Raw genomic sequence first — 25,665 nt, 5'->3', positions numbered from 1 at the left:
GGGGGCGAGTCATATCCTCCCCAGCGCCTGAACCTTCCACGCCAGCCAGAACTTGCGCACCGGCGTCAGGCTCACGCGCTGGTTCAGCACCTGGAAGTTGTCGCGCTCTATTTCGCGCAGCAGCGTACGGTAGATGCTGGCCATCATGAGGCCGGGCTTCTGGGCGCGGCGGTCCGCGGCGGGGAGGAGGGCGAGAGCTTCGTCGTACGCCGCATGCGCGCGCTCGGCCTGGAACTTCATCAGCGCGACGAAGCGCTCCGAATGCACGCGGTTGAGGATTTCGTGCGCCTTCACATCGAACTTTTGCAACTCATTCACGGGCAGGTAAATGCGCCCGCGCAAAGCGTCTTCTCCCACGTCGCGAATGATGTTGGTGAGCTGCAGCGCCAGGCCGAGCTTGTGCGCATAAGCGGTGGTCTGCGGATCGGTCTGGCCGAAGATGCGCGCGGCCACCTCGCCGACCACGCCGGCCACCAGGTGGCAGTAGCGCGCCAGGCCCGGAAAGTCGAGATAACGGGTTTGGTCGAGGTCCATCTGGCAGCCGTCGATCACTTCGTTGAGCTGCCGCGGCTCGATGCCGTAGGCGGCGGCATGCGGCACCAGCGCCTGCATCACCGGGTGCCGCGGCGGGCCCGAGAAAGACTGCGCCACCTCGGTGCGCCACCAGGCGAGCTTGGTCGCGGCCACGCCGGGGTCGCTGACCTCGTCGACCACGTCGTCGATCTCGCGGCAGAAGGCATAGAACGCCGTGATGGCCGCGCGCCTTTGCTTGGGCAGGAACAGGAAGGCGTAATAGAAACTGCTGCCCGAAGCGGCGGCTTTGTCTTGTACGTATTGCTCGGGAGTCATCGGGGGAGCGCTTTCATGGGCGGCAATTGTCTCCGCATCCGCAGGGCCCGCCAGACCAGCAGCGGGGCATCGGTCTTGCCGATCTTGGGGCGCTGCGAAAAGGTGTCGAAGCCCAGGTCTTCGATCTTGTCGAGAATGCGCAGGCCGCCTTGCACGACGAAGCGCAGCTCCCAGCCGGCGCGGCCCGGCAGCCGGTGGATCAGCGGCGCGCCCTGGGTCATCAGTTCGCGCGCCCATGCGCTTTCCACGGAGATGAGGTTGATGGCTTCCTGCGGAGGCGGTGCGTCGGCCAGGGGTGCAAAGACCTTGAAGCTCTCGCGGGTGAGGCTGCGCCGGGCGCAATCGGTGAGTGGAAAGTAAAAGCGGCGGCGAGGCAGGTCCACGCTCGGGTCCTGCCAGAAATTGATGAGTTGCAGCGCGCTGCAGATGGCATCGCTCTGCGCCAGCGCCTGTGCATCGTTCACGCCATACAGATGCAGCAGCAGGCGGCCGACGGGATTGGCGGAGCGGCGGCAGTAGTCGAGCAGTTCGGCGCGGTCGGCGTAGGTTCCGCCGTCGCGGGTTTTCTCGATGTCCTGGATGAAGGCGCTCAGCAGGTCGGCCAGCAAGTCTTCGGGCAATGCGAACTGCGCAATGCTGTAGGCGAGCGGTCCGAACACCTCGGGCCAGCGCGAGGACGGCGGCACGCTGCCCAGGGCGGCGGCGCGGAGTTCTTCGCGGTAGGCGTGCAGGTCGGCCAGCCGCTCGCCGGGCGAGGCGTCGCCTTCGTCGGCAATGTCGTCGGCGGTTCGGGCGAAGTGGTAAATGGCGGCAATCGGCGCACGCAGGTGCGGCGGGCACAACCAGGAGGCCACGGGAAAGTTTTCGTAGTGCGCCGGCGGGGCGGCAGTATGGGATGGTGCGGACACGCGGCGATTGTCCGCGACGACCGGGACCGCGGACTATGCTCGTGGTGTCGCCATCATCAAGTTCCTGCTTTCATGAATCCATCGGCACCGGCTCCCTCTGCCCCGACACCAGCGCCCGGCGAGGCGCCTCATCCGGCGGGGCCGAGCCTGATGATTGCTGCCCTGGGCGTGGTGTTCGGCGACATCGGCACGTCGCCGCTGTATGCCTTCAAGGAAACGCTGAACCCCGAGCATGGGGTGGCGTTCACGCCTGATGCGGTGCTGGGCCTGCTCTCGCTGATCTTCTGGGGGCTGATGTTCGTGGTGACGCTCAAGTATGTGGTGTTCGTGCTGCGCGCCGACCACGACGGCGAGGGCGGCATCCTCGCGCTGCAGGCGCTTGCGCGCAGCGCGACGGCGGGTCCCCGCGCCCGGCCATGGGTGTGGAACGCGATCGGGGTGCTCGGCCTGGTGGGAGCGGCCATGTTCTATGGCGACACCCTGATCACACCGGCCATCTCGGTGCTGTCGGCGGTCGAGGGGCTGGAGGTGCAGGCGCCGGTTCTGCAAAGGGTCGTGATTCCGATCACCATCGTCATCCTGGTCGGGCTCTTCGCGGTGCAGCGCAAGGGGACCGGCGTGGTGGGCAAGGTTTTCGGGCCCGTCATGCTGCTGTGGTTTGTGGTGCTCGCGCTCGCGGGGGGCTGGCAGGTGCTGCAGAACCCGCAGGTGCTGGCGGCCCTTCACCCGGGGCGGGCGGTGGGCTTCCTGGTCGAGCATCGCGTCCAGTCGCTGGCGGTTCTGGGCGCCGTGTTTCTTGCCTTCACAGGCGGCGAGGCGCTGTATGCGGACATGGGGCACTTCGGGGCCAGGCCGATCCGTCTCGCGTGGCTTTTCATCGCGCTGCCGGGCCTGGTGCTGAACTATTTCGGGCAGGGCGCGCTGGTGCTGGCAAACCCCGCGGCCGTCGACAACCCGTTCTTCCGGCTCTTTCCTTCATGGGGCGTGGTGCCGATGGTGGTGCTTGCTGCCATGGCTACAGTGATTGCCTCCCAGGCCGTCATCTCGGGCGCCTTTTCCCTCACGGCGCACGCCATGCGCATGGGCTACCTGCCGCGCATGCGGGTGGTGCAGACCTCGGGCTCTGCCATCGGCCAGATCTACGTGCCCACGGTCAACTGGCTACTGATGGTGGGAGTGCTGTTGTTGGTGCTTGGCTTTCGCAGTTCGGGCGCGCTCTCGGCGGCCTACGGCATTGCGGTGTCGATCACTATGGTGACCACCACGCTGCTGGCCGGCATCGTGGCCTGGGGCCTTTGGCGCTGGAACCGGGTGGCGGTCGTGCTGGGCGTTGTGGCTTTCGCGGTGGTCGACCTGACCTTCGTGGTGGCCAACAGCCTCAAGGTGGCCGAGGGTGGCTGGCTCACGCTGGCTGTTGCGGCAGGGGTGATGGTGCTTTTCACCACCTGGGCCAAGGGGCGCCGGCTGGGGCTGGAAGCCGCCGCGGCCGAAAGCCTGCCGCTCAAGCCGTTCTTCGAATCGCTGGCGCTGCACATGCCGCACCGCGTGAGCGGCACGGCTGTATTTCTGAATGCCGATGCGGCGTCGGTGCCGCACGCCTTGCTTCATAACCTCAAGCACAACCAGGTGCTGCACGAGCAGGTGATCGTGCTGCGGGTACTGGCCTGCGACACGCCCCGGGTGGAGGCGCGCATGCGTATCGAGGCCGAGTCCTTGATGAAGGGCATTTGGGTGGTTACCGCGCGCCACGGCTTCATGGAGCGGCCCGACGTGCCCGAATTCATCCGCATCCTGGCCTACCAGAAGGCATTGGCCGTCGACTCGATGAAGACCTCGTATTTCGTGTCGCGCGCTTCGGTCGGAGAAGAAAACCTCCCGGGCATGAACCCCGTGCGGCGCGCGCTCTTTGGCTGGCTGCAGCGCAACGCAGGGCGAGCGTCTGACTATTTCGAGATTCCGGGTAACCGGCTGGTGGAAATGGGACAGCGAACCTAGGGCGAAGCTGCCCCGACTGTCACGCCGCGATTGACAGTGTTTAAGGTTTACCCTAGATTACTAACCGGTGGGTCAGTAATTGGCCCGGTTCGACCTTTCTAGGGTGTCTCATGACCGCCTCTTCCGGCTTCTCTCCTCTTGCCCGCGGTGCCGCCTGGCTACTGCTTCCCGCCTTGTTCCTGGCCGGCTGTTCACAGTCGAAGCCGGCCGAGGAACCTGTGCGCGCGGTCAAGCTGGTGACCGTCGGCACCAGCGACTTCGACACCCAGCCCGAATTCTCGGCCGAGGTCCGCGCGCGCGTCGAATCGCGCCTGGGGTTCCGCGTGGCGGGCAAGATCATCAAGCGCCAGGCTGAACTGGGCCAGCATGTGCAGGCCGGGCAGGTGCTGGCGCAACTCGATCCGCAGGACTACCGGCTCGCAGCCGAAGCGGCCCGCGCCCAACTGGCCGCGGCGCAGACGAACCGCGATCTCGCGGCGGCCGATCTCAAGCGCTATACCGAATTGCGGGCGCAGAACTTCATCAGCGGCGCCGAACTCGAGCGCCGCGAATCGACCTGGAAAGCCGCGCAGGCGCAACTCGAACAGGCGCAGGCCCAGCTTTCGTCTCAAGGTAATCAGGCGAGCTACACCACCTTGGTGGCCGACGTGGCCGGCGTCATCACCGCCATCGAAGCCGAGCCGGGACAGGTGGTGCAGGCTGGCACGCCCGTCGTTCGCATCGCGCAGGACGGCGCGCGCGACGTGGTGTTTGCAGTACCCGAAGACCGGGCTGCGCTGATCAAGCCCGGCTCGCCGGTCATGGTGCGCGGCTGGTCGGGCGGCGACGAGTTGCAGGGCCAGGTGCGCGAAGTGGCGGCCAGCGCCGACGCGGTCACTCGCACTTATTCGGTCAAGGTGTCGATCGATGCGGCAACCTCGCCGGCGCTCGGCGCCACGGTGTATGCGCGTCCGCAGGCGCTGGCGCGCGCCGGCGGCGCGGTCATGAAGCTGCCGACCAGCGCGCTGCGTCAAGAGGGCAAGGGCACCGCGGTCTGGGTGCTGGACAAGGCAACGATGACGGTGCGCTCACAGCCGGTGCAGGTTGCCACGGCCGACGGAAACGAAGCCGTGATCGGCGGCGGACTCACCCCCGGCATGATGGTCGTCGCCGCGGGCGTGCATGTGCTTTCGCCGGGGCAGAAGGTCACCATCTACCAGTCGAAGGAGGCTGCCGCAGCAGCCGCCAACGCCAACACCAGCGGGTCGGCAAAGCCCGTCGAACCCGTTGCGGCGACGAAGAAGGAGATCGCTGCAGGTGCTTCCAAATGACGGAAGGCGCAGCAACCACCGACAAGCCCGCAGGCTTCAATCTCTCCAAATGGGCGCTCGACCACGGGCCGCTGACGCGCTACCTCATGGTGGTGCTGATGGTGCTGGGGGCCTTTGCCTACTTTCAGCTCGGGCAGGACGAAGACCCGCCGTTTACCTTCCGTGCCATGGTGGTGCGTACCTACTGGCCCGGCGCCACCGCGCAGCAGGTGGCCGAGCAGGTGACCGACAAGCTCGAGCGCACGCTGCAGGAAGCACCCTACGCCGACAAGATCCGCAGCTATTCGAAGCCGGGCGAGTCGCAGATCATTTTCCAGATCAAGGATTCGTCCAAGGCCGCCGACGTGGCCAACGTCTGGTACACGGTGCGCAAGAAGATCGGCGACATGCGCAACACGCTGCCGCCGGGCGTGCAGGGCCCGTTCTTCAATGACGACTTCGGCGATGTGTATGGCGTGATCTACGCGCTGGAGAGCGAAGGCTTCAGCTACGCCGAACTCAAAACCCTGGCCGACGAAGTTCGCCAGCAATTGCTGCGCGTGAAAGACGTTGCCAAGGTCGACCAGTTCGGCGTTCAGGACGAAAAGGTGTACGTCGAGATTTCGCAGAAGCGCGTTGCGCAGCTGGGGCTCGACTTCAACGCCGTGCTCGCGCAGCTCGGTTCGCAAAACGCGGTGGAAAGCGCGGGCACGATCCAGTCGCCGCTCGACGTGGTGCAGGTGCGCGTGGCGGGGCAGTTCACCAGCGTGGAGCAACTGCGCGAAATGCCGATCCGCGGCAGTTCGGGCAACCAGCTGAAGCTCGGCGACATCGCCGAAATCCGCCGCGGCTATGTCGATCCGCCGGCCGTGAAGGTGCATCACCAGGGCAAGGAAGTCATTGCGCTGGGCGTCTCGATGACCAAGGGCGGCGACATCATTGCACTGGGCGAGGCATTGCGCGCCACCACCAAGCAGATCGACCAGCGCCTGCCGGCCGGCGTGAAGCTGGCGCAGGTGCAGGACCAGCCGGTGTCGGTGGCCAGCTCGGTCAATGAATTCGTCGGCGTGCTGATCGAGGCCGTGGCCATCGTGCTGGCCGTGAGCATCATTTCGCTCGGCCTGCACAAGGGCGGGCGCCTCGGCTGGTACATCGACATCCGTCCGGGGCTGGTGGTGGCCATCACCATTCCGCTGGTGCTGGCCGTCACGTTCCTGGCCATGAACTACTTCGGCATCGGGCTGCACAAGATATCGCTGGGGTCGCTGATCATTGCGCTCGGCCTCCTGGTGGACGACGCGATCATTGCGGTCGAGATGATGGTGCGAAAGATGGAAGAGGGCTACGACAAGGTGCGTGCCGCCACCTTTGCCTACGACGTCACCGCCAAGCCCATGCTCACCGGCACGCTCATCACCGCGGCAGGCTTCCTGCCGATCGGCATTGCCAAGTCGGTGACGGGTGAATACACCTTCGCGATCTTCGCGGTGACGGTCATCGCGCTGGTGCTGTCGTGGATTGTTTCGGTGTACTTCGTGCCTTACCTCGGCACGCTGCTGCTCAAGGTCAAGCCGCACGACCCCGACGCACCGCCGCACGAGCTGTTCGACACCCGGTTCTACAACAGCTTCCGCCACGCGGTGAACTGGTGCGTACAGCACCGCTGGCTGACCATCGGCGCCACGGTGCTCATCTTTGCGCTGGGCATCGTGGGCATGGGCAAGGTGCAGCAGCAGTTCTTCCCGGATTCGAGCCGCCCCGAAATCATGGTGGACATCTGGTTCCCGGAGGGCACCTCGTTCCCCGCGAACGAAGAGGTTGCCAAGCGGGTCGAGCAGCGCATCATGAAGGAAGAGGGCGTGAAGACGGTCAGCACCTGGATCGGTTCCGGCGTGCCGCGCTTCTACCTGCCGCTGGACCAGGTGTTTCCGCAGACCAACGTGTCGCAGCTCATCGTGCTGGCCAAGGACCTGAAGGTGCGCGAAAGCCTGCGCATCAAGCTGCCCGCGCTGCTGGCGGAGGAGTTCCCGGAAGTGCGCGGCCGCGTGAAGCTGCTGCCCAACGGGCCGCCGGTGCCGTACCCGGTGCAGTTCCGCGTGATCGGCACCGACCCGGCGCAACTGCGCGCGCACGCCGACGAGGTGAAGGCCGTGCTGCGCGAGAACGCCAACATGCGCGGCGTGAACGACAACTGGAACGAGTCGGTCAAGGTGATCCGGCTCGAGGTCGACCAGGCCAAGGCACGCGCGCTCGGCGTCACCAGCCAGGCAATCGCCCAGGCGTCCAAGACGATGTTCTCGGGCACCACGGTGGGCCAGTACCGCGAGAACGACCTGCTGATCGACATCGTGCTGCGCCAGTCGGCGGACGAGCGCGAGGCCATTTCGGACATCGGCAACGCCTATCTGCCCACGACCTCCGGGCGTTCGATTCCGCTCACGCAGATCGCCCGGCCTGTCTTCACCTGGGAACCCGGCGTGATGTGGCGCGAGAACCGCGACTACGCCATCACGGTGCAGGGCGACGTGGTCGAAGGGCTGCAAGGCGCCACGGTCACCGAGCAACTGCTGCCCAAGCTGCGCGAACTCGAAGCCGGCTGGCATGCGGCGGGCGAGGGTGCCTACCGCATCGAGGTGGCAGGTGCCGTCGAGGAAAGCAGCAAGGGCTCGGCTTCCATCGTGGCGGGCGTGCCGATCATGCTGTTCCTGGTGTTCACGCTGCTGATGCTGCAACTGCACAGCTTCAGCCGCTCACTGCTGGTGTTCATTACCGGCCCCATGGGCATTGCCGGCGTTGCCGGGGCGCTGCTGCTGCTGAACCGGCCGTTCGGCTTCGTTGCGCTGCTGGGCGTGATTGCGCTGATGGGCATGATCCAGCGCAATGCGGTGATCCTGATCGACCAGATCGAGAGCGACCGCGCGGCGGGCGTGCCTGCCTGGGACGCCATTGTCGAGTCGGCCGTGCGGCGCTTGCGACCCATCGTGCTGACTGCCGCGGCGGCGGTGCTGGCGATGATTCCGCTCTCGCGAAGCGTGTTCTGGGGGCCGATGGCGGTTGCCATCATGGGCGGGCTGATCGTGGCCACCGTATTGACCCTGCTGGCGCTGCCGGCAATGTACGCGGCTGCATTCCGCGTCAAGCGGGAGCCGAAAGAGGGTCTGATTAGCGCTTAAAATACGCGGTTGACCGATTTCAGGCGGACGGTCTTTGGGCGGCAGGCATCCGATATCGGCGATATCGAATGCCTGTGGCACCAGGGCCGTCCGCCTTTGCATTCACCTGAAAAATTTGGCAAGCGCGGGTGGCGAAATTGGTAGACGCACCAGGTTTAGGTCCTGACGTTCGCAAGAACGTGCCGGTTCGAGTCCGGCCCCGCGCACCAGCCACACCCCTCACAAGGAAGACACCATGACCGTGACCGTTGAAACTCTCGAGAAGCTCGAACGCAAGATCACGCTGACCCTGCCGGTCGGCACCATCCAGTCCGAAGTCGATTCGCGCCTCAAGAAGCTCGCGCGCACCGTCAAGATGGATGGCTTCCGTCCGGGCAAGGTGCCAATGAATGTCGTGGCCCAGCGCTACGGCTACTCGGTGCACTACGAAGTCATGAACGACAAGGTCGGTGAAGCCTTCTCGCAAGCTGCCAACGAAGCCAAGCTGCGCGTGGCCGGTCAGCCCCGCATCACCGAGAAGGAAGAGTCGCCCGAAGGCCAGCTCGCCTTCGACGCGGTGTTCGAGGTGTTCCCCGAAGTCAAGATCAAGGACCTGTCGGGTGCCGAAGTCGAGAAGCTCTCGGCCGAAGTGGGCGACGACGCCATCGACAAGACGCTCGACATCCTGCGCAAGCAGCGCCGCACCTTTGCCCAGCGCGCACAAGACGCCGTGGCGCAAGACAACGACCGCGTGACCGTCGACTTCGAAGGCAAGATCGACGGCGAGACCTTCCAGGGCGGCAAGGCCGAAGACTTCCAGTTCATCGTCGGCGAAGGCCAGATGCTGAAGGAATTCGAAGACGCCGTGCGCGGCATGAAGGCCGGCGACAGCCGCACCTTCCCGCTGTCGTTCCCGGCCGACTACCACGGCAAGGACGTGGCCGGCAAGCAAGCCGACTTCATGGTCACCGTGAAGAAGATCGAAGCCTCGCACCTGCCTGAAGTCAATGAACAGCTCGCCAAGTCGCTCGGCATTGCCGAAGCCACGGTCGAAGGCCTGCGCGCCGACATCAAGAAGAACCTCGAGCGCGAAGTCAAGTTCCGCCTGCTGGCCCGCAACAAGAACGCCGTGATGGACGCGCTGGTGGCCAACGCCGAGCTCGACCTGCCCAACGCCAGCGTGCAGTCCGAAGTGAACCGCATGATCGAAGGCGCCCGCGCCGAGCTCAAGCAGCGCGGCATCAAGGACGCTGACAAGGCGCCGATTCCCGAGGAAGTGTTCCGCCCGCAAGCCGAGCGCCGCGTGCGCCTGGGCCTAGTGGTGGCCGAACTGGTGCGTGCCAACAACCTGCAGGCCAAGCCCGAGCAGATCAAGGCCCACATCGACGAGTTGGCCGCCAGCTACGAAAAGCCGGCCGACGTTGTGCGCTGGTACTTCAGCGACAACAACCGCCTGGCCGAGGTCGAGGCTGTCGTCATCGAGAACAACGTGACCGAATTCGTGCTCAGCAAGGCCAAGGTCAACGAAAAGTCGGTGTCGTTCGACGAGTTGATGGCTCAGCAGCAAGGCTAAGCGCCGGGCCTGCGCCGCCGCCCGCAACGCCAATGGGGCTTGTGCTTTAGGGCACGAGCCCCATTTCACTCAGGCGTACAGTTAAATTCGAACAGCGAACGAACCCTTTTCCGGAGAGCAAATCAATGAGCGCACAGGATATTAAGGCCCTCGGCATGATCCCGATGGTCATCGAGCAGTCGGGTCGCGGCGAGCGGTCTTATGACATTTATTCGCGTCTCCTCAAGGAGCGCATCATTTTCCTGGTGGGCGAAGTGAACGACCAGACCGCCAACCTCGTGGTGGCGCAGCTGCTGTTCCTCGAGAGCGAGAATCCGGACAAGGACATTTCGTTCTATATCAATTCCCCGGGCGGCAGTGTGAGCGCCGGCATGGCCATTTACGACACCATGCAGTTCATCAAGCCCGACGTTTCCACCATGTGCATCGGCTTTGCGGCCAGCATGGGCGCCTTTTTGCTGGCGGCCGGTGAAAAGGGCAAGCGCTTCTCGCTGCCCAATTCGAAGATCATGATCCACCAGGTGCTCGGCGGCGCACGCGGCCAGGCCACGGACATCGAAATCCACGCCCGCGACATCCTGCGCACCAAGGACCAGATGAACCGCATCCTGGCCGAGCGCACGGGCCAGCCGCTGGAAAAAGTCAAGTCGGACACCGAACGCGACTATTTCCTGACCGCCGACGAAGCCAAGGATTACGGCCTGGTCGACCAGGTCATTGCAAAGCGCAGCTGATCAATCAGCCCGCGCCACGGCGCCGGTGGCGCCAAAAAGGCAAAGACGGCGTTTTCCCCACGGGAAACGCCGTTTTTGTTTAGTTATCATTGTCCTACCCCGTTAACGAGGCACCTGTCCATGGCCGAAAAAAAAGGCTCTTCCAGCGAAAAAACGCTTTATTGCTCGTTCTGCGGCAAGAGCCAGCATGAGGTCAAAAAGCTGATCGCGGGCCCTTCGGTCTTCATTTGCGACGAGTGCATCGACCTTTGCAACGAAATCATCCGCGACGAGCTGCCGGCCGGTGAAGAGGCACGCGAGGCGCGCAGCGACCTGCCCACGCCGCTGGAGATCAAGACCAACCTCGACAACTACGTGATCGGCCAGGAGCCGGCCAAGCGCATGCTGTCGGTGGCGGTCTACAACCACTACAAGCGCCTGCGCCACAAGGAAAAGGCCAAGGGCGAGGACGTCGAGCTCAGCAAGAGCAACATCCTGCTGATCGGCCCCACGGGTTCGGGCAAGACCTTGCTCGCGCAAACGCTGGCGCGCATGCTCGACGTGCCCTTTGTCATGGCCGACGCCACCACGCTCACGGAAGCGGGCTATGTGGGCGAAGACGTCGAGAACATCATCCAGAAGCTGCTGCAAAGCTGCAATTACGAAGTCGAGCGCGCCCAGCGCGGCATCGTCTACATCGACGAAATCGACAAGATCTCGCGCAAGTCGGACAACCCGTCCATCACGCGCGACGTGTCGGGCGAGGGCGTGCAGCAGGCGCTGCTGAAGCTCATCGAAGGCACCATGGCCAGTGTGCCGCCCCAGGGCGGGCGCAAGCACCCGAACCAGGACTTCCTGCAGATCGACACGACCAACATCCTGTTCATCTGCGGCGGCGCATTTGCCGGCCTGGAGAAGGTCATCGAAAACCGCACCGAGGCTTCGGGTATCGGCTTTGGCGCTTCGGTCAAGAGCAAGGCGCAGCGCAGCATCACCGAGGTGTTCCGCGAAGTCGAGCCCGAAGACCTGATCAAGTTCGGGCTGATTCCCGAGCTCGTCGGCCGTATGCCCGTGGTGGCGTCGCTGGCCGAGCTCAGTGAAGACGCGCTGGTGCAGATCCTGACCGAGCCCAAGAACGCGGTGGTCAAGCAGTTCACCAAGCTGCTGCAAATGGAAGGCGTCGACCTCGAGATCCGCCCCGCGGCGCTCAAGGCCATTGCCCGCAAGGCGCTGGCCCGCAAGACCGGGGCACGGGGCTTGCGCTCGATCCTCGAACAGTCGCTCATCGACACCATGTTCGAGCTGCCGAATGCCACCAACGTCGACAAGGTTGTGGTCGAAGAATCCACAATTGATGAAAACAAGCCGCCGCTGCTCGTGTACCGAGAAGCGGCCAAGAAGGCTTGAGCGAGGCTTGAATGAACGCGGCGCCGGCTCTTTTCACCAAAGCTCTCGGCGCCTTCGACAAAGACCGGGTGCGCGGGCTTGAAATGCCCCAACACCCATCCATCTTTGCCTGATCAATCAAAGGATATTCATGTCCGGTCATACCCCCCTGCCTGCCGACGCGATCGACCTGCCGCTGCTGCCGCTGCGCGACGTCGTCGTGTTCCCCCACATGGTGATCCCGCTGTTCGTGGGGCGCCCCAAGAGCATCAAGGCGCTCGAGCTGGCCATGGAGGCCGAGCGCCGCATCATGCTGGTGGCGCAGAAAGCCGCTGCCAAGGACGAGCCCTCGGTCGAGGACATGTTCGAGGTCGGCTGCGTCTCCACCATTTTGCAGATGCTCAAGCTGCCAGACGGCACCGTGAAGGTGCTGGTCGAGGGCCAGCAGCGTGCACGCGTGAACCGCATCGACGACGGTGAAACCCACTTCACGGCCAACGTGACGCCCGTCGAGGCGCCCGAAGGCGGCGAGAAGGGCACCGAGGTCGAGGCGCTGCGCCGTGCCGTGATGCAGCAGTTCGACCAGTACGTCAAGCTGAACAAGAAGATCCCGCCAGAGATCCTCACCTCGATCTCGAGCATCGACGATCCGGGCCGCCTGGCCGACACCATTGCGGCGCACCTGCCGCTCAAGCTGGACAACAAGCAGGCCGTGCTCGACCTGGACGACGTGAAGTCGCGTCTCGAAAACCTGTTCGGCCAGCTCGAGCGCGAAGTCGACATCCTCAATGTCGACAAGAAGATTCGCGGGCGCGTGAAACGCCAGATGGAAAAGAACCAGCGCGACTTCTACCTCAACGAGCAAGTCAAGGCGATCCAGAAGGAGCTCGGCGAAGGCGAAGAGGGCGCGGACATCGAGGAGATCGAAAAAAAGATCAAGCTCGCCAAGATGCCCAAGGACGCGCTGAAGAAGGCCGAAGGCGAGCTCAAGAAGCTCAAGCTCATGTCGCCCATGTCGGCCGAGGCCACCGTGGTGCGCAACTACATCGACGTGCTGGTGGGCTTGCCCTGGAGCAAGAAGACCAAGATCAAGCACGACCTGGCCAACGCCGAGGCGGTGCTCAATGCCGACCACTACGGCCTCGAGAAGGTCAAGGACCGCATCCTTGAATATCTCGCGGTGCAGCAGCGCGTCGACAAGGTCAAGGCGCCCATCCTGTGCCTGGTGGGCCCACCGGGCGTGGGCAAGACCTCGCTCGGGCAGTCGATCGCCAAGGCGACCGGCCGCAAGTACACCCGCATGGCGCTCGGCGGCATGCGCGACGAAGCCGAGATCCGCGGCCACCGCCGCACCTACATCGGCGCGCTGCCTGGCAAGGTGCTGCAGGGGCTGAACAAGATCGGCACGCGCAACCCGCTGTTCCTGCTCGACGAAATCGACAAGCTGGGTACCGACTTCCGCGGCGATCCTTCGAGCGCGCTGCTCGAAGTGCTCGACCCGGAGCAGAACCACACTTTCGGCGACCATTACGTCGAGGTCGACTTCGACCTTTCCGACGTGATGTTCGTGGCGACCTCGAACTCGATGAACATCCCGCCGGCGCTGCTCGACCGGATGGAAGTCATTCGCCTGTCGGGCTACACCGAGGACGAGAAGACCAACATCGCGATCAAGTACCTGCTGCCCAAGCAGATGAAGAACAACGGCGTGAAGGAAGACGAGCTGCTCGTCACCGAGGAGGCCGTGCGCGACATCGTGCGCTACTACACGCGTGAAGCCGGCGTGCGTTCGCTCGAGCGCGAGCTCTCCAAGATCTGCCGCAAGGTGGTGAAGGGCCTCCTGCTCAAGCAGCTCACGCCCAAGGTCACGGTCGACGGTGTCAACCTCAACGACTTCCTCGGCGTGCGCAAGTACAGCTTTGGGCTGGCTGAAAAGCAGAACCAGGTCGGCCAAGTGGTCGGCCTCGCGTGGACTGAAGTCGGCGGCGACCTGCTCACCATCGAAGCCGTCACCATGCCGGGCAAGGGCGTGATCAGCCGCACGGGTTCGCTCGGCGACGTGATGAAGGAATCGGTCGAGGCCGCGCGCACCGTGGTGCGCAGCCGCTCGCGCCGCTTGGGCATCAAGGACGAGATCTTCGAGAAGCGCGACATCCACATCCACGTGCCCGACGGCGCAACGCCCAAGGACGGCCCGAGTGCGGGTGCCGCCATGACGACGGCCTTTGTTTCGGCGCTCACCGGCATTCCCGTGCGCGCGGACGTTGCCATGACCGGCGAGATCACGCTGCGAGGCGAGGTCACCGCAATCGGCGGGCTGAAGGAAAAACTGCTGGCGGCATTGCGCGGCGGCATCAAGACCGTGCTCATTCCCGAGGAGAACGCGAAAGACCTGCAGGACATTCCCGAGAACGTGAAGAACGGCCTCGAGATCGTGCCCGTGAAGTGGATCGACAAGGTCCTGGAAATCGCGCTCGAGAAAATGCCGGAGCCGCTGTCCGACGAAGAAGTTGCGGCCTCCGCCGCTGCCGTGGCCGAGCTGGCCAAGCAGCGTGAAGCGCGCGCTTCCGAAGGTTCTGTCAAACATTGATTTGGCAAAACTTGCCGGGCCCCGAAAAAGTGTTCTATAATTCGAGGCTCGAAACGCGGGAATAGCTCAGTTGGTAGAGCGCAACCTTGCCAAGGTTGAGGTCGAGAGTTCGAGACTCTTTTCCCGCTCCAGTTTTTGAAAAAGGGAAGCAATGCTTCCCTTTTTTTCGCGAGTTCGATTTCGTTTTTCAGCGTGGCGCGATAGCAAAGCGGTTATGCAACGGATTGCAAATCCGTCTAGCCCGGTTCGACTCCGGGTCGCGCCTCCACCTCTCTCTGATCAAGTTCGATCCAACCTCCACTGAAAACGAGCCCCGCCAACCTGCGTTGCCGGGGCTCGTTTTGTTTGGGTTATCGTCGATGTTCAACCCGAGGCCCGGATGGTGAAATTGGTAGACACATCGGACTTAAAATCCGCCGCTTCCTTAATCGGGGCATACGGGTTCGACCCCCGTTCCGGGCACCACATCTAGACAAGGGAGCACACAATGCCTCGTTACAACGCTCCATTTGAAATTCATGTGCACGGCGACGTGCCGCTGCGGTCCGACGTCAGCTTCGACCAGATCCAGGAAGCGCTCAAGCCGCTCTGGGCGTATGCGGGCGCCAAGTCGCTGGCAGACGGTGCCACCAGCACCTACGAGGAAGAACCCGGCATTCGTTTCGAGCAGAAGGACCACATGCTCCAGATGTGCTGGACGGTGCCGGGCGACGAAGACTTTCGCCAGGCGCTCGACGAGATGTGCATGGCGCTGAACGAACTCTCGGAGCGCGGCGCGGCCATCGAGGTCACGTTCTACGACACCGACTTCGACGAAGAAGAGGGCGACCCCGAGGAAGAATCCCGCGACGATTTCCTGATGCTGTTCGTCGGCCCCAATCCGGCCGCGATCATGCAGGTGCAGCGCGACTTGCTCGTGGAAGACGTCATCAACCTGATGGAGCGCCACTTCGACGGCGCCGAGCTGGGCGGCGTGGTTTCCGAGATCGACCGCCTCTTCAGCGACCGCTTCGATGCGCTCGTGAACTCGCTCGAAATCGGCAAGCGCCCGCGCGGCACCGGCGGCAGTGGCAGCGGCGGCGGACATGGCGGCGGCCGCCGTCCGCGCCACCTGCACTGACGTACTCCGCGGAACGCCCGGCGACCTGATCGACAACGCCTCATGGCGCTGTTTCCGTCCTCAGCCCTGAACCCCGGCGTGCGCAAGCGCGAGGTTTTCGGCTGGGCGATGTACGACTTTGCGAACTCGGGCTACACCACCGTCGTCATCACGGCCGTGTTCGCCGCCTACTTCGTGGGCGGCATCGCCAAGGGGGCGCCCTGGGCGGCCTTTGCATGGACAGCGGCGCTCAGCATCTCCTACGCCATCGTCATGCTCTCGATGCCCGCCATCGGTGCGTGGGCCGACCGGCGCGCAGCCAAGAAGTGCGTGCTTGCCGTGGCGACGCTGGGCTGCGTGGTTGCGACCGCAGCGCTCGCGCTCACACCGGGGTTTTCGGGCACCCAAGGCGTAGCCATCGCCATGGCGCTGGTGATCGTCTCGAACACCTTCTATTCGTATGGCGAGTCGCTGACCGGCGCCTTCCTGCCTGAACTCGCGACAGCCGAGGGAATGGGCAAGGTCAGCGGATGGGGCTGGGGCTTCGGCTATATCGGCGGCATGCTCGCGCTCGGCCTGTGCCTGGCTTATGTGCTGTCTGCCCAGGCCAAAGGCCTGCCGGCATCGCACTTCGTTCCGGTCACCATGCTGATCACGGCGGCCATCTACGGCGCGGCAGCCTCGGCCACGTTTGCATTGCTGCCCGAGCGCGCACAGCCCCAGGCGGCAACCAAGGCATCGGGCACGTGGCAGCAACTGCGCGCAACCTTCCGGCAAGCTCGCGCGTACCGCGACTTCATGCAACTGCTCATTTGCACGGTCTTCTACCAGGGCGGCGTGGCGGTGGCCATCACGCTTGCCGCCATCTACGCGGAGCAGGTCATCGGCTTTGTTGCGAGCGAGACCATGGTGCTGATCTTCGTGCTCAACCTGGCGGCCGCGCTGGGCGCCTTTAGCTTCGGCTATGTGCAGGACCGCGTGGGCCACAAGATCTCGCTGGCGGCCACGCTGGTGGCGTGGATTGCCGTGTGCGTGATTGCGGCCATGGCAACCACCAAGGGCGCCTTCTGGTGGGCCGCCGCCATCGCCGGTCTCGCGATGGGGTCGAGCCAGTCGGCAGGCCGGGCAATGACCGGCTACCTCGCGCCGCCGCAGCAGCTTGCCGAGTTCTTCGGGCTCTGGACTTTTGCCACGCGGCTGGCGAGCATCATCGGTCCGCTCATGTTCGGCGCCATTACCTGGGCCGCGGGCGGCAACCAGCGCATTGCCATTCTCTCGACCGCGGTGTTGTTCGTGGCGGGCTTGCTGCTGTTGCTGCCCATCGACATGGCGCGCGGCCGGGCAGCCGCGCTGCGCAGCCGGTAGCGCCCCGGTCAGGGCATCTGCTGTTGCCGTAGCGACTTGGGCACGCGGTAGCGCTCGCCGTCGTAGCGCAGCGTCACGTTGCTGAACCGGGCGGGCAGGGCTTTCTCTGTGCAGCCCAGGTCTTCCTGCATTTGCGCGTGGCTCTGCACCAGCGTGCGCGAGAGTTGCAGGTCGGCAAAGCCGTTGCTTTCCGACTTGCCCACCGAAAGCATGGTGCGCAGTTTCTCGAAGCGGCCGGTGCAGGTTCTGTCCCATTCGCCGCTGTCGTGGTCGAGCTCTACTTCTTGCAGCACCTGCCGCAGCTTGCTGCCGTGGTGCACGTAAAGGTGAATGGTTTCGCTCGCGGCCGAGCTGCCCGGTGCCGTGCTCCTGTAGCGCACGCGCAGCCCGAAGGCGCGCGTGTCGGAAGACAGCACATAGCGCGAGGTGTCGATGCGAATGTCCTGAATGGCGGTTGCGCTGTCTTCGTCGAGCGCCTCGGGCTGGAAGACGCGGCCGATGACGGTGTCGCGCTCGGTATTGCCGTTGTCCGGGCGCTGGATGAGCAGCAACTCCAGATCGAACACCTTGGCGCCCGTGCTGCTGGTTTCGCGCGGCACCGGCAGCACCACGATGCTGCGGCCCGGAAAGGCCGGCCAAGGCTTGCATGCGGCCAGTCGCTCGTCGAGCGCGCGATTCGGATACAGCTTGGCATGCATGCGCTCGGCCAGGCCGCTCTCGCAGGCGGCATGGCTCAGGCCGGCGGCCGAGAGGCACAGCAGGAGCACGGTGTGGCGCAAAAACAGGCGCATGCCGAACGGCTTCAGACGGCGCTCGCGGCCGGGGTTGCCGCACTTTGTTGTCGAGGCTCTCGCAGCCAGTGCGTGGCGGCGGCTTCGAGCATGGCCAAGTCGCCGCTGCCCTGCAAGACCAGTCCGCCGTCGCCGCCATCCGCAAGCCGACCGAGCGAAGCCAGTACACGCCGGGTCTGCTGCGCAACCGGTGCGCTGGTATCGATGAAGCGCAGCGTGGGCGGCGCGTGGCGCTGCAGTTCGTTTTTCACGAGCGGGTAGTGCGTGCAACCGAGCACCACGGTATCGACCTGGCCCGGCGCATCGCCGAAAGGGCCGGCCTCGGCCATGTAGCGTTCGCACAGCGCGGCAATGGCCGCGGTGTCCAGGCCTTCGATGGCCTTCACCAGGCCGTCGCAAGGTACCGCACGCACATTGGCTGATCCTGCGAAAGATTCCCGCAGCGCCGCGTACTTGGCGCTGGCCAGCGTGCCGCGCGTGGCCATCACCGAGATGTGCCCGGTGCGGCTCGTTGCCACGGCGGGCTTGAGCGCCGGCTCCAGGCCCACGATGGGCAGCGCCGGGTGCTCGGCCCGCAGCAGGTGGATCGCGGCCGTGGTGGCTGTGTTGCACGCCACCACAAGGGCCTTGATGCCGTGCTCGGCGACCAGCTGTTCGGTCACCTTGCGCGAGCGCTCGATCACATAGGCGTCGCCGCGCTCGCCGTAGGGCGCGTAGGCCGTGTCGGCGAAGTACACGAAGCGTTCGTGCGGCAGTTCGGCGCGCAGCGCGGCGAGCACGCTGAGCCCGCCGACACCGCTGTCGAACACTCCGATGGAAGGCATCAGAAAACCTCCGTGCTGCGCACTGCGGTGCGAGCGCCTTCGGGCGGCCGGGCGTCGCTCAAGCTTCTTCCATCATGATGGTCTTGAATTCGCCGCTGGCAATGCGCTTCTGCCACTCGGCCGGGCCGGTGATGTGCGCACTGGTCCCGCCCGCGTCGACCGCCACCGTCACGGGCATGTCGACCACGTCGAATTCATAGATCGCTTCCATGCCCAGGTCTTCGAAGCCCACCACCTTGGCGGTCTTGATGGCCTTGCTCACCAGGTAGGCGGCGCCGCCCACGGCCATGAGGTAGGCGCTCTTGTGCTTCTTGATGGCTTCGATGGCAACCGGGCCGCGCTCGGCCTTGCCGATCATCGCGATCAGGCCGGTCTTGGCCAGCATCATCTCGGTGAAGCCGTCCATGCGCGTGGCGGTGGTCGGGCCCGCGGGGCCCACGGCTTCGCCCTTCACCGGATCGACCGGGCCTACGTAGTAGATGACGCGGTTGGTGAAGTCCACCGGCAGCTTCTCGCCCTTGGCCAGCATGTCCTGGATGCGCTTGTGCGCAGCGTCGCGGCCGGTGAGCATCTTGCCGTTCAAGAGGAGCGTGTCGCCCGGCTTCCAGCTTGCCACTTCGGCGGGCGTGAGCTTGTCGAGGTCGACGCGCTTGCTCTTCTTTTCGTCGGGTGCCCAGTTCACATCGGGCCACAGGTCGAGCGACGGCGGGTCGAGATACACCGCGCCGCTGCCGTCCATCACGAAGTGCGCATGCCGCGTGGCCGCGCAGTTCGGGATCATCGCCACGGGCTTGCTGGCTGCGTGCGTCGGGTACATCTTGATCTTGATGTCGAGCACGGTGGCCAGGCCGCCCAGGCCCTGCGCGCCGATGCCCAGCGCATTGACCTTCTCGTACAGCTCGATGCGCAGCGCCTCGACCTTGCTGAGCTCGGCACCCGAGGCCTTCTTGGCCTGCAGTTCGTGCATGTCCAGGTCGTCCATCAGGCTTTCCTTGGCCATCAGCGCGGCTTTCTCGGCCGTGCCGCCGATGCCGATGCCCAGCATGCCGGGCGGGCACCAGCCGGCGCCCATCGTGGGCACCGTCTTCAGCACCCAGTCGACCACGCTGTCGCCGGGGTTCAGCATGACCAGCTTGCTCTTGTTCTCGCTGCCGCCGCCCTTGGCCGCCACCGTCACTTCGACGGTGTTGCCCGGAACGATCTCGGTGAAGATCACCGCGGGCGTGTTGTCCTTGGTGTTCTTGCGGTCGAACTGCGGATCGGCCACGACTGAGGCGCGCAGCGTGTTGTCGGGGTGGTTGTAGCCGCGGCGCACGCCTTCGTTGACGGCGTCTTCCAGGCTGCCGGTGAAGCCGCCCCAGCGAACGTCCATGCCCACCTTGAGGAACACGTTGACGATGCCGGTGTCCTGGCAGATCGGGCGGTGCCCGGTCGCGCTCATCTTGCTGTTGGTCAGGATCTGCGCAATGGCGTCCTTGGCGGCGGGGCTCTGCTCGCGCTCGTAGGCCTTGGCCAGGTGGGCGATGTAGTCGGCGGGGTGGTAGTAGCTGATGTACTGCAGCGCGGCGCTGATCGATTCGATCAGGTCGGCCTGCTGGATCGTGGTCGTCATGGTGGGGGTGTTCTTTGGAGTGTGGAAACGCCCCCCGATTATCTCAGCCGCCGCGTTCTACCTGGCGGCGGCCCGGGCTTCCTCGATCCAGCCGTCGAACAGCGGCCGGTGCGCCCGGATCCAGCCGTCGGTATGGCGCTCCAGGTCTTGCTGCGTATTGGCACCCTGGCTCATGCGCAGGTTCTGGGCGTTGATGTCCCCGATCGGGAGTTTCATCACTTCGAACAGCCTGCCGGCGGCCGGATTTTTCTCGACGAAAGCCCTGTTGGCGACGATCTGTTCCTGGTTGGCCTGGAACCCGTAGTTCTTGCCGTTGGGAAGCTGCGTGTCCGCACCGCCGCCCTGGGAGGAAGAGAAGGGCACCTGCAGCCATACCACGTCCGCACCCGGCCGAAGCACGGCGCTAACCCAGTAGGGCGTCCAGGTGTAGTACAGCACCGGCTTGTCCTGCTTGAAGCGGGCGATGGTGTCGGCCATCAGTGCGGCGTAGCTGCCCTGCTTGTGGGTGACGGTGTCGCGCAGCTGGTAGGCAGTAAGGTGGTTCTCGATGGCCAGTTCGCACCCCCAGCCGGGGTTGCAGCCCGTGAGGTCGGCTTTGCCGTCGCCATCCGCATCGAAAAGCCCGGCGATCGCCGGATCCTTCAGCTGCGCGATGTTGGTGATGTTGTATTGCTCGGCCGTCTTGCGGTCGACGAGGTAGCCCTGCACTGCACCGTCGGAGTACACGCCGGTGCGCGAGAGCTTCGCGTCGCCGCCGCTGTTCTTGTAGAAGTCCGCATGCAGCAGGCTCCAGTGGTTGGCCATGAAAGTGGCGTCTCCGTTGGCAATGGCCAGGTGCTCGGTGGCGGGCTCGAGGTCCTTCATAGGTTCCACCGTGTAGCCGAGCTTTTCGAGCGCGCGCATCACGAGCAGCGTCTGGAAAGCCTCTTCGGCAAGCGAGCTCTTGAGCGGCTGAACGGTAATGCCCTTGCCGGGCAGGTCGTTGGCGGCCTGTGCGGCTGCGCCCATGGCGATGAAGCCGAGCGCGAGCAGGCCGCGGGCGATGAGAAGAAGGGTTTTCTTCATGCGTTGATTTCCTCCGTGGCCTGTCATTGCGTGGAAAGCGTGGAAAGCGTGGAAAGCGCGGGAACGGGGGCGCCCGCATCGCGCGATGGCGTGCCCACGAGCCGCTGCAGCACGCGCAGCGCAAGACCCGCAGGACCCGTGTGCCACCAGCGCCGCCCCGCGCTGCGGCGCGACTTGCCCATCGCCTGCGTCAGCCGGTCGAGCGAAATCGCCAGCAGCACGATGCCCAGGCCACCCACGGTCGCCAGGCCCATGTCGAGCCGGCCGATACCGCGCAACACCATCTGGCCCAAGCCGCCCACCGCGATCATCGAGGCGATCACCACCATCGACAGCGACAGCATCAGCGCCTGGTTGATGCCCGCCATGATCGACGGCATGGCCAGCGGCAGCTGCACCTTCACCAGCATCTGCCAGGGTGAGGCGCCGTAGGCGCGCGCAGCCTCGATCAGGTCGGGCCGCACCTGGCGCAGGCCCAGGTTGGTCAGCCGCACCAACGGCGCCAGCGCGAAGATGATCGTCACGATCACGCCCGGCACATTGCCGATGCCGAACAGCATCACGACAGGCACGAGGTACACGAAGGCCGGCGTGGTCTGCATCGCGTCGAGCACGGGCCGCATGATCCGCTGGGCGCGGTCGCTGCTGGCAAGCAGCACGCCGAGCGGCAGGCCGATGATCATGCAGAAGACCAGCGAGGTCAGCACCAGCGACAGCGTGACCATCGCCTCGGGCCAGATGCCCAGCATGGCCACGAGCAGCAGCGCTGCCGTGGTGCCGATGGCGAGCGCGCGGCCCGCAAACTGCCAGGCGAAGAGGCCGATGAGCGCGATCATCGCGAGCGTCGGCAGGCCGGTCAGCAGGCCCTGCACCCAGTTCAGCGTGCTGTCGATGGGCAGGCGCACCGTCTGGAAAAAGGGGCGGAAATGCTCGACCACCCAGCCCAGGCCCTGGTTGATCCAGGATTCGACGGGGAGGGAGCCGTCCCAGAGGCGGTGCAGTTGAAAACCGCTTGCGGTGCCGTCGGTTTGGCCGGTGAGCTGATGGGCCGTGTTCACCGGCGCATCGAGCCAGGCGCTGGTGGCCGAGGTGTCGGGCGCCGCCGAGAGCGCCTCCCACGGATCGACGAAGGCCGAGGGCTCCGGGGCCGTGTTCAACGCGGCGCCGAGGCCTGGCGCGTTCAGGTCGGAAGGCAATGTGGTGTCGTTCATCGTTCGGTTTGTCCTTCGTGAATTCAGTGCGGCTCGGCGGCGAGCGCGGGCGCGGCATGCGGGGAGACCGGCTCGATCGGCGGCGTGTCGCGGTCCAGGAACTTGAGCAGCGTCGTCTTGCTGATCGCGCCGCAGAAGCGGCCGTCGCCCGCCACCACCGGCAGCGCGCACGGCGCCTGCGCGAGTTGGCCGATCAGGCCGGCCACCGGCGCCTCGGCGTCGATGCGCGGCAGGTCGACCAGGAACGCGTGCTGCAGCCCGAGCGGACCCGAATGCCCGTCGAGCGCGCCGCGCAGGGTGTCGGCCGACACCACCCCGAGGAAGCGCTTGTTCGGGCTGGTCACGTAGGCGAAGTCGCGGTCCTGGTCTTCCAGCAGCTTGAGTGCCGCGCGCGCACCGCGCTCGGGGTGCTCGCACACCACGGTGAGCGACTTGCGCGCGATGTCCGCCGCCTTGAACACGGCCGCCGCGTCCACGCCCCGCACAAAGCTGCGCACGTAGTCGTCGGCGGGGCTGCGCAGGATCTCGTCGGGCGTGCCGACCTGGATCACCTGGCCGTCCTTCATGATCGCGATGCGGTCGCCGATGCGCATGGCTTCGTCCAGGTCGTGCGAGATGAAGACGATGGTGCGGCGCTGCTCCTGCTGCAGGCGCAGCAGCTCCGACTGCATCTCCGTGCGGATGATCGGGTCGAGCGCGGAGAAAGCTTCGTCCATCAACAGGATCGACGGGTCCGAAGCCAGCGCCCGCGCCAAGCCCACGCGCTGCTGCATGCCGCCGGAGAGTTCGTCGGGGTAGCTGTCGCCCCAGCCCGCAAGGCCCACCTGCGCGAGCGCCTTGTCGGCTTGCGCAAGGCGCTCCTTCTTGCTCGTGCCCGAGAGTTCCAGGCCGAAGGCGGTGTTCTCGCGCACCGTCATGTGCGGCATCAGCGCAAACGACTGGAACACCATGCTGATGTCCTTGCGGCGCAGCGCGCGCAGTTGGGTGTCGGAGTGCTCGTTGATGTCGGCGCCGTCGATCACGATGCGCCCGGCGGTCGGCTCGATCAGCCGGTTCAAGAGGCGCACCAGCGTCGACTTGCCTGATCCCGAGAGACCCATGATCACGAAGATCTCGCCGGCCTGGATCTCGAAGGTGGCATCGAACACGCCGATCGACTGGCCCGTTTGCGCAAGGATTTCCTTCTTCGAAAAACCCTGCCGGACCAACTCGAGCGCCTGCTCGGGCGAATCGCCGAACACCTTGAAGACATGGTCGATGAGAATTCCTTTGGCCATACGCCGGGGGCTCCTTGAGTGATGTTTGGACACAGCGCCGCTCCTGAAGCAGGAGGCGGCAACGGTCACGCCATCAGCCGATGGGCAGGCTGAACACAGAGCGCGAGAAAACGCGTGCAATGGCCCGGCGAACCTCTGGGGCTGCCGACAGGCACTGAAGACGACGTGGCGACGAAACCAGTGCCCGCCGAAACGTGGCGTGGCAGTGGGACCGGAAACGATCCGGCCGGTTTTGCCGGGCAGGGCCCGGCGGGAGAACCTTGCACCGCGACGGGATTCGGAGATCCGCGAGTAGTGCAGGGCCGATCAACATGACTTGTTGGTCGTCTGGAGCCCATGATCATAACTTTTTGACATGACGCGAGTCAACCCAATGGGCGTAACGTGATGTTTGGCGGCGGGCCCAATGGCCCCGCCAAATGCGAGCCATTCTTATTGGCCGATACTGGAGCCCGCGCCCGATCAGGCGGCGCGACCATCCAAGACTGCGGAGCTTTTTCTCATGACGAATTCCCCCAAGACCCGTGCCGAGCGCGACACCTTCGGACCGATCGACGTGCCGGCCGACAAGCTGTGGGGCGCGCAAACGCAGCGCTCGCTGCAGAACTTCGATATTTCCGGCGAGCAGCAGCCGCGCGAGATCATCAAGGCGCTGGCGCAGGTCAAGCGCGCGTCGGCGGTGGTCAACCACGCGCTGGGCCTGCAGGACGAAAAGAAGACCAAGGCCATCGTGGCCGCGGCCGATGAAGTCATTGCCGGCAAGCACCCTGGTGAGTTTCCGCTCGTGGTGTGGCAGACCGGCTCGGGCACGCAGACCAACATGAACGTGAACGAGGTGTTGGCCAACCGCGCGAGTGAATTGCTCGGCGGCGAGCGCGGGGAAGGGCGCCTGGTGCACCCGAACGACGACGTGAACCGCAGCCAGTCGAGCAACGACGTGTTCCCCACCGCGATGCACGTGGCCGCCGTGGAGGCCATCACGCACAAGCTTCTGCCGGCCATCGCCAAGCTGCGCGGCACGCTCGAGCAAAAGTCGAAGGACTTTGCAGACATCGTGAAGATCGGCCGCACCCACCTGCAAGACGCCACGCCCCTCACGCTGGGCCAGGAGTTCTCGGGCTACGTGGCGCAACTGGCGCACGGCGAGGCGCATGTGCGCGCCGCGCTGCCGCACCTGTGCGAACTGGCGCTCGGCGGCACGGCTGTGGGCACCGGGCTCAATGCGCCCAAAGGCTATGCCGAGCAGGTGGCAGCCGAACTCGCAAAGCTCACGGGCCTGCCTTTCGTGACGGCGCCGAACAAGTTCGAAGCCATGGCCAGCGTCGATGCGCTGGTGCACGCGCACGGCGCGCTCAAGACGCTCGCAGCCAGCATGAACAAGATCGCCAACGACGTGCGCTGGCTCGCAAGCGGCCCGCGCAGCGGCATCGGCGAACTCAGCATTCCCGAGAACGAACCCGGCTCGTCGATCATGCCGGGCAAGGTCAATCCGACGCAGAGCGAGGCGGTCACGATGCTGGCCGCGCAGGTGTTCGGCAACGACGTGGCCATCAACATCGGCGGCGCTTCAGGCAACTTCGAGTTGAACGTGTTCCGCCCAATGGTGGCGCACAACTTCTTGCAGAGCGTGCGCCTGCTGGCCGACGGCATGGTGAGCTTCAACGACCACTGCGCGGTGGGCATCGAGCCGAACCGAGAGCGCATCACCGAGCTGGTGCAGCGCTCGCTGATGCTGGTGACGGCGCTCAACACGCACATCGGCTACGACAAGTCGGCCTATATCGCGAAGAAGGCGCACAAGGAAGGCACGAGCCTGCGCGAGGCGGCGATTGCCTCGGGCCATCTCACGGCCGAGCAGTTCGACCAGTGGGTGGTGCCGGAGAACATGACCGGCCGGTAAGACCGTCTCGCTCATGAAAAAAGGACCCGCGGGTCCTTTTTTGTTTGCCGGTCGATCAGTGGTCGA

General features: G+C 65.1%; 18 protein-coding genes and 4 tRNA genes. 14 read left to right on the top strand and 8 right to left on the bottom strand.

Annotation, left to right across the window (positions count from 1 at the left end):
* Nucleotides 1-9: 9 nt before the first annotated feature.
* Together hpnD and hpnC are read right to left on the bottom strand one after the other, a co-directional pair.
* Entirely contained in the window at nt 10-849 is an 840-nt protein-coding gene (hpnD, locus tag V9L21_RS12055; protein WP_157614314.1) for a presqualene diphosphate synthase HpnD, read from the bottom strand.
* Complete coding sequence (hpnC, locus tag V9L21_RS12050) at nt 846-1,703, bottom strand: squalene synthase HpnC (protein ID WP_337312095.1); 858 nt, start codon at nt 1,701-1,703, stop codon at nt 846-848. The genes hpnD and hpnC overlap by 4 nt, the downstream gene beginning before the upstream one ends.
* A gap of 126 nt (nt 1,704-1,829) precedes the next feature.
* Between hpnC and V9L21_RS12045 the strand changes: the two genes are divergently transcribed.
* The 13 genes from V9L21_RS12045 to V9L21_RS11985 all read left to right on the top strand — a co-directional run bounded on the left by V9L21_RS12045 (nt 1,830) and on the right by V9L21_RS11985 (nt 16,919).
* Nucleotides 1,830-3,752, top strand: coding sequence for a potassium transporter Kup (locus V9L21_RS12045; protein WP_443304727.1), 1,923 nt, complete (start codon nt 1,830-1,832; stop codon nt 3,750-3,752).
* Nucleotides 3,753-3,862: 110 nt separating this feature from the next.
* Nucleotides 3,863-5,062: an efflux RND transporter periplasmic adaptor subunit gene (locus tag V9L21_RS12040; protein WP_337312093.1), complete on the top strand. Its 1,200-nt coding sequence runs from the start codon at nt 3,863-3,865 to the stop codon at nt 5,060-5,062.
* Nucleotides 5,059-8,214 (top strand): efflux RND transporter permease subunit, encoded by a 3,156-nt coding sequence (locus V9L21_RS12035; protein WP_337312091.1) that lies wholly within the window; start codon nt 5,059-5,061, stop codon nt 8,212-8,214. Before V9L21_RS12040 ends, V9L21_RS12035 begins: the two co-directional genes overlap by 4 nt.
* 122 nt (nt 8,215-8,336) lie before the next feature.
* Nucleotides 8,337-8,423: transfer RNA gene (locus V9L21_RS12030), tRNA-Leu, on the top strand.
* Nucleotides 8,424-8,449: 26 nt separating this feature from the next.
* Nucleotides 8,450-9,766: a trigger factor gene (tig, locus tag V9L21_RS12025; protein WP_157614310.1), complete on the top strand. Its 1,317-nt coding sequence runs from the start codon at nt 8,450-8,452 to the stop codon at nt 9,764-9,766.
* Nucleotides 9,767-9,891: 125 nt separating this feature from the next.
* Nucleotides 9,892-10,500 (top strand): ATP-dependent Clp endopeptidase proteolytic subunit ClpP, encoded by a 609-nt coding sequence (gene clpP, locus V9L21_RS12020; RefSeq protein ID WP_337312087.1) that lies wholly within the window; start codon nt 9,892-9,894, stop codon nt 10,498-10,500.
* 120 nt (nt 10,501-10,620) lie between these two features.
* Nucleotides 10,621-11,886, top strand: coding sequence for an ATP-dependent Clp protease ATP-binding subunit ClpX (gene clpX / locus V9L21_RS12015; protein ID WP_126749562.1), 1,266 nt, complete (start codon nt 10,621-10,623; stop codon nt 11,884-11,886).
* Between the two features lie 130 nt (nt 11,887-12,016).
* The gene (gene lon / locus V9L21_RS12010) at nt 12,017-14,455 is read left to right on the top strand and encodes an endopeptidase La (RefSeq protein WP_337312085.1); all 2,439 of its coding nucleotides are present in this window, start codon (nt 12,017-12,019) and stop codon (nt 14,453-14,455) included.
* A gap of 55 nt (nt 14,456-14,510) precedes the next feature.
* A tRNA-Gly gene (locus tag V9L21_RS12005) sits at nt 14,511-14,586 on the top strand.
* A 63-nt stretch (nt 14,587-14,649) separates the two neighbouring features.
* Nucleotides 14,650-14,723, top strand: a tRNA-Cys gene (locus V9L21_RS12000).
* Between the two features lie 105 nt (nt 14,724-14,828).
* Nucleotides 14,829-14,920 (top strand) — tRNA-Leu (locus V9L21_RS11995).
* A gap of 22 nt (nt 14,921-14,942) precedes the next feature.
* A complete protein-coding gene (locus V9L21_RS11990; RefSeq protein ID WP_337312083.1) occupies nt 14,943-15,575 on the top strand; it encodes a DUF6806 family protein in 633 nt (210 codons plus the stop codon).
* 42 nt (nt 15,576-15,617) lie between these two features.
* Complete coding sequence (locus tag V9L21_RS11985) at nt 15,618-16,919, top strand: MFS transporter (protein ID WP_337312081.1); 1,302 nt, start codon at nt 15,618-15,620, stop codon at nt 16,917-16,919.
* An 8-nt stretch (nt 16,920-16,927) separates the two neighbouring features.
* Here V9L21_RS11985 and V9L21_RS11980 read toward each other — a convergent pair whose 3' ends face one another.
* From V9L21_RS11980 to proV, 6 genes are read right to left on the bottom strand one after another with little or no spacing between them, the layout of a single operon-like run.
* Entirely contained in the window at nt 16,928-17,710 is a 783-nt protein-coding gene (locus tag V9L21_RS11980; protein ID WP_337312079.1) for a hypothetical protein, read from the bottom strand.
* An 11-nt stretch (nt 17,711-17,721) separates the two neighbouring features.
* Nucleotides 17,722-18,534 carry a glutamate racemase gene (gene murI, locus V9L21_RS11975; protein ID WP_337312077.1) on the bottom strand — a complete coding sequence of 271 codons (813 nt, stop codon included), beginning with the start codon at nt 18,532-18,534 and terminating at the stop codon, nt 17,722-17,724.
* Nucleotides 18,535-18,592: 58 nt separating this feature from the next.
* A complete protein-coding gene (locus tag V9L21_RS11970; RefSeq protein ID WP_258506846.1) occupies nt 18,593-20,146 on the bottom strand; it encodes a fumarate hydratase in 1,554 nt (517 codons plus the stop codon).
* Nucleotides 20,147-20,203: 57 nt separating this feature from the next.
* Nucleotides 20,204-21,211: a glycine betaine/L-proline ABC transporter substrate-binding protein ProX gene (gene proX, locus V9L21_RS11965; RefSeq protein WP_337312075.1), complete on the bottom strand. Its 1,008-nt coding sequence runs from the start codon at nt 21,209-21,211 to the stop codon at nt 20,204-20,206.
* Nucleotides 21,212-21,234: 23 nt separating this feature from the next.
* A complete protein-coding gene (gene proW / locus V9L21_RS11960; protein ID WP_337312073.1) occupies nt 21,235-22,422 on the bottom strand; it encodes a glycine betaine/L-proline ABC transporter permease ProW in 1,188 nt (395 codons plus the stop codon).
* 23 nt (nt 22,423-22,445) lie between these two features.
* Nucleotides 22,446-23,699 carry a glycine betaine/L-proline ABC transporter ATP-binding protein ProV gene (gene proV / locus V9L21_RS11955; RefSeq protein ID WP_337312071.1) on the bottom strand — a complete coding sequence of 418 codons (1,254 nt, stop codon included), beginning with the start codon at nt 23,697-23,699 and terminating at the stop codon, nt 22,446-22,448.
* 502 nt (nt 23,700-24,201) lie between these two features.
* Here proV and fumC point away from each other — a divergent pair.
* Complete coding sequence (gene fumC / locus V9L21_RS11950; protein ID WP_337312069.1) at nt 24,202-25,599, top strand: class II fumarate hydratase; 1,398 nt, start codon at nt 24,202-24,204, stop codon at nt 25,597-25,599.
* Nucleotides 25,600-25,665 lie beyond the last annotated feature (66 nt).

The sequence above is a fragment of the Variovorax sp. CCNWLW235 genome (genome assembly GCF_037204085.1).
GTDB lineage: Bacteria > Pseudomonadota > Gammaproteobacteria > Burkholderiales > Burkholderiaceae_C > Variovorax.
This window is presented reverse-complemented; position numbering and strand designations above follow the sequence as displayed.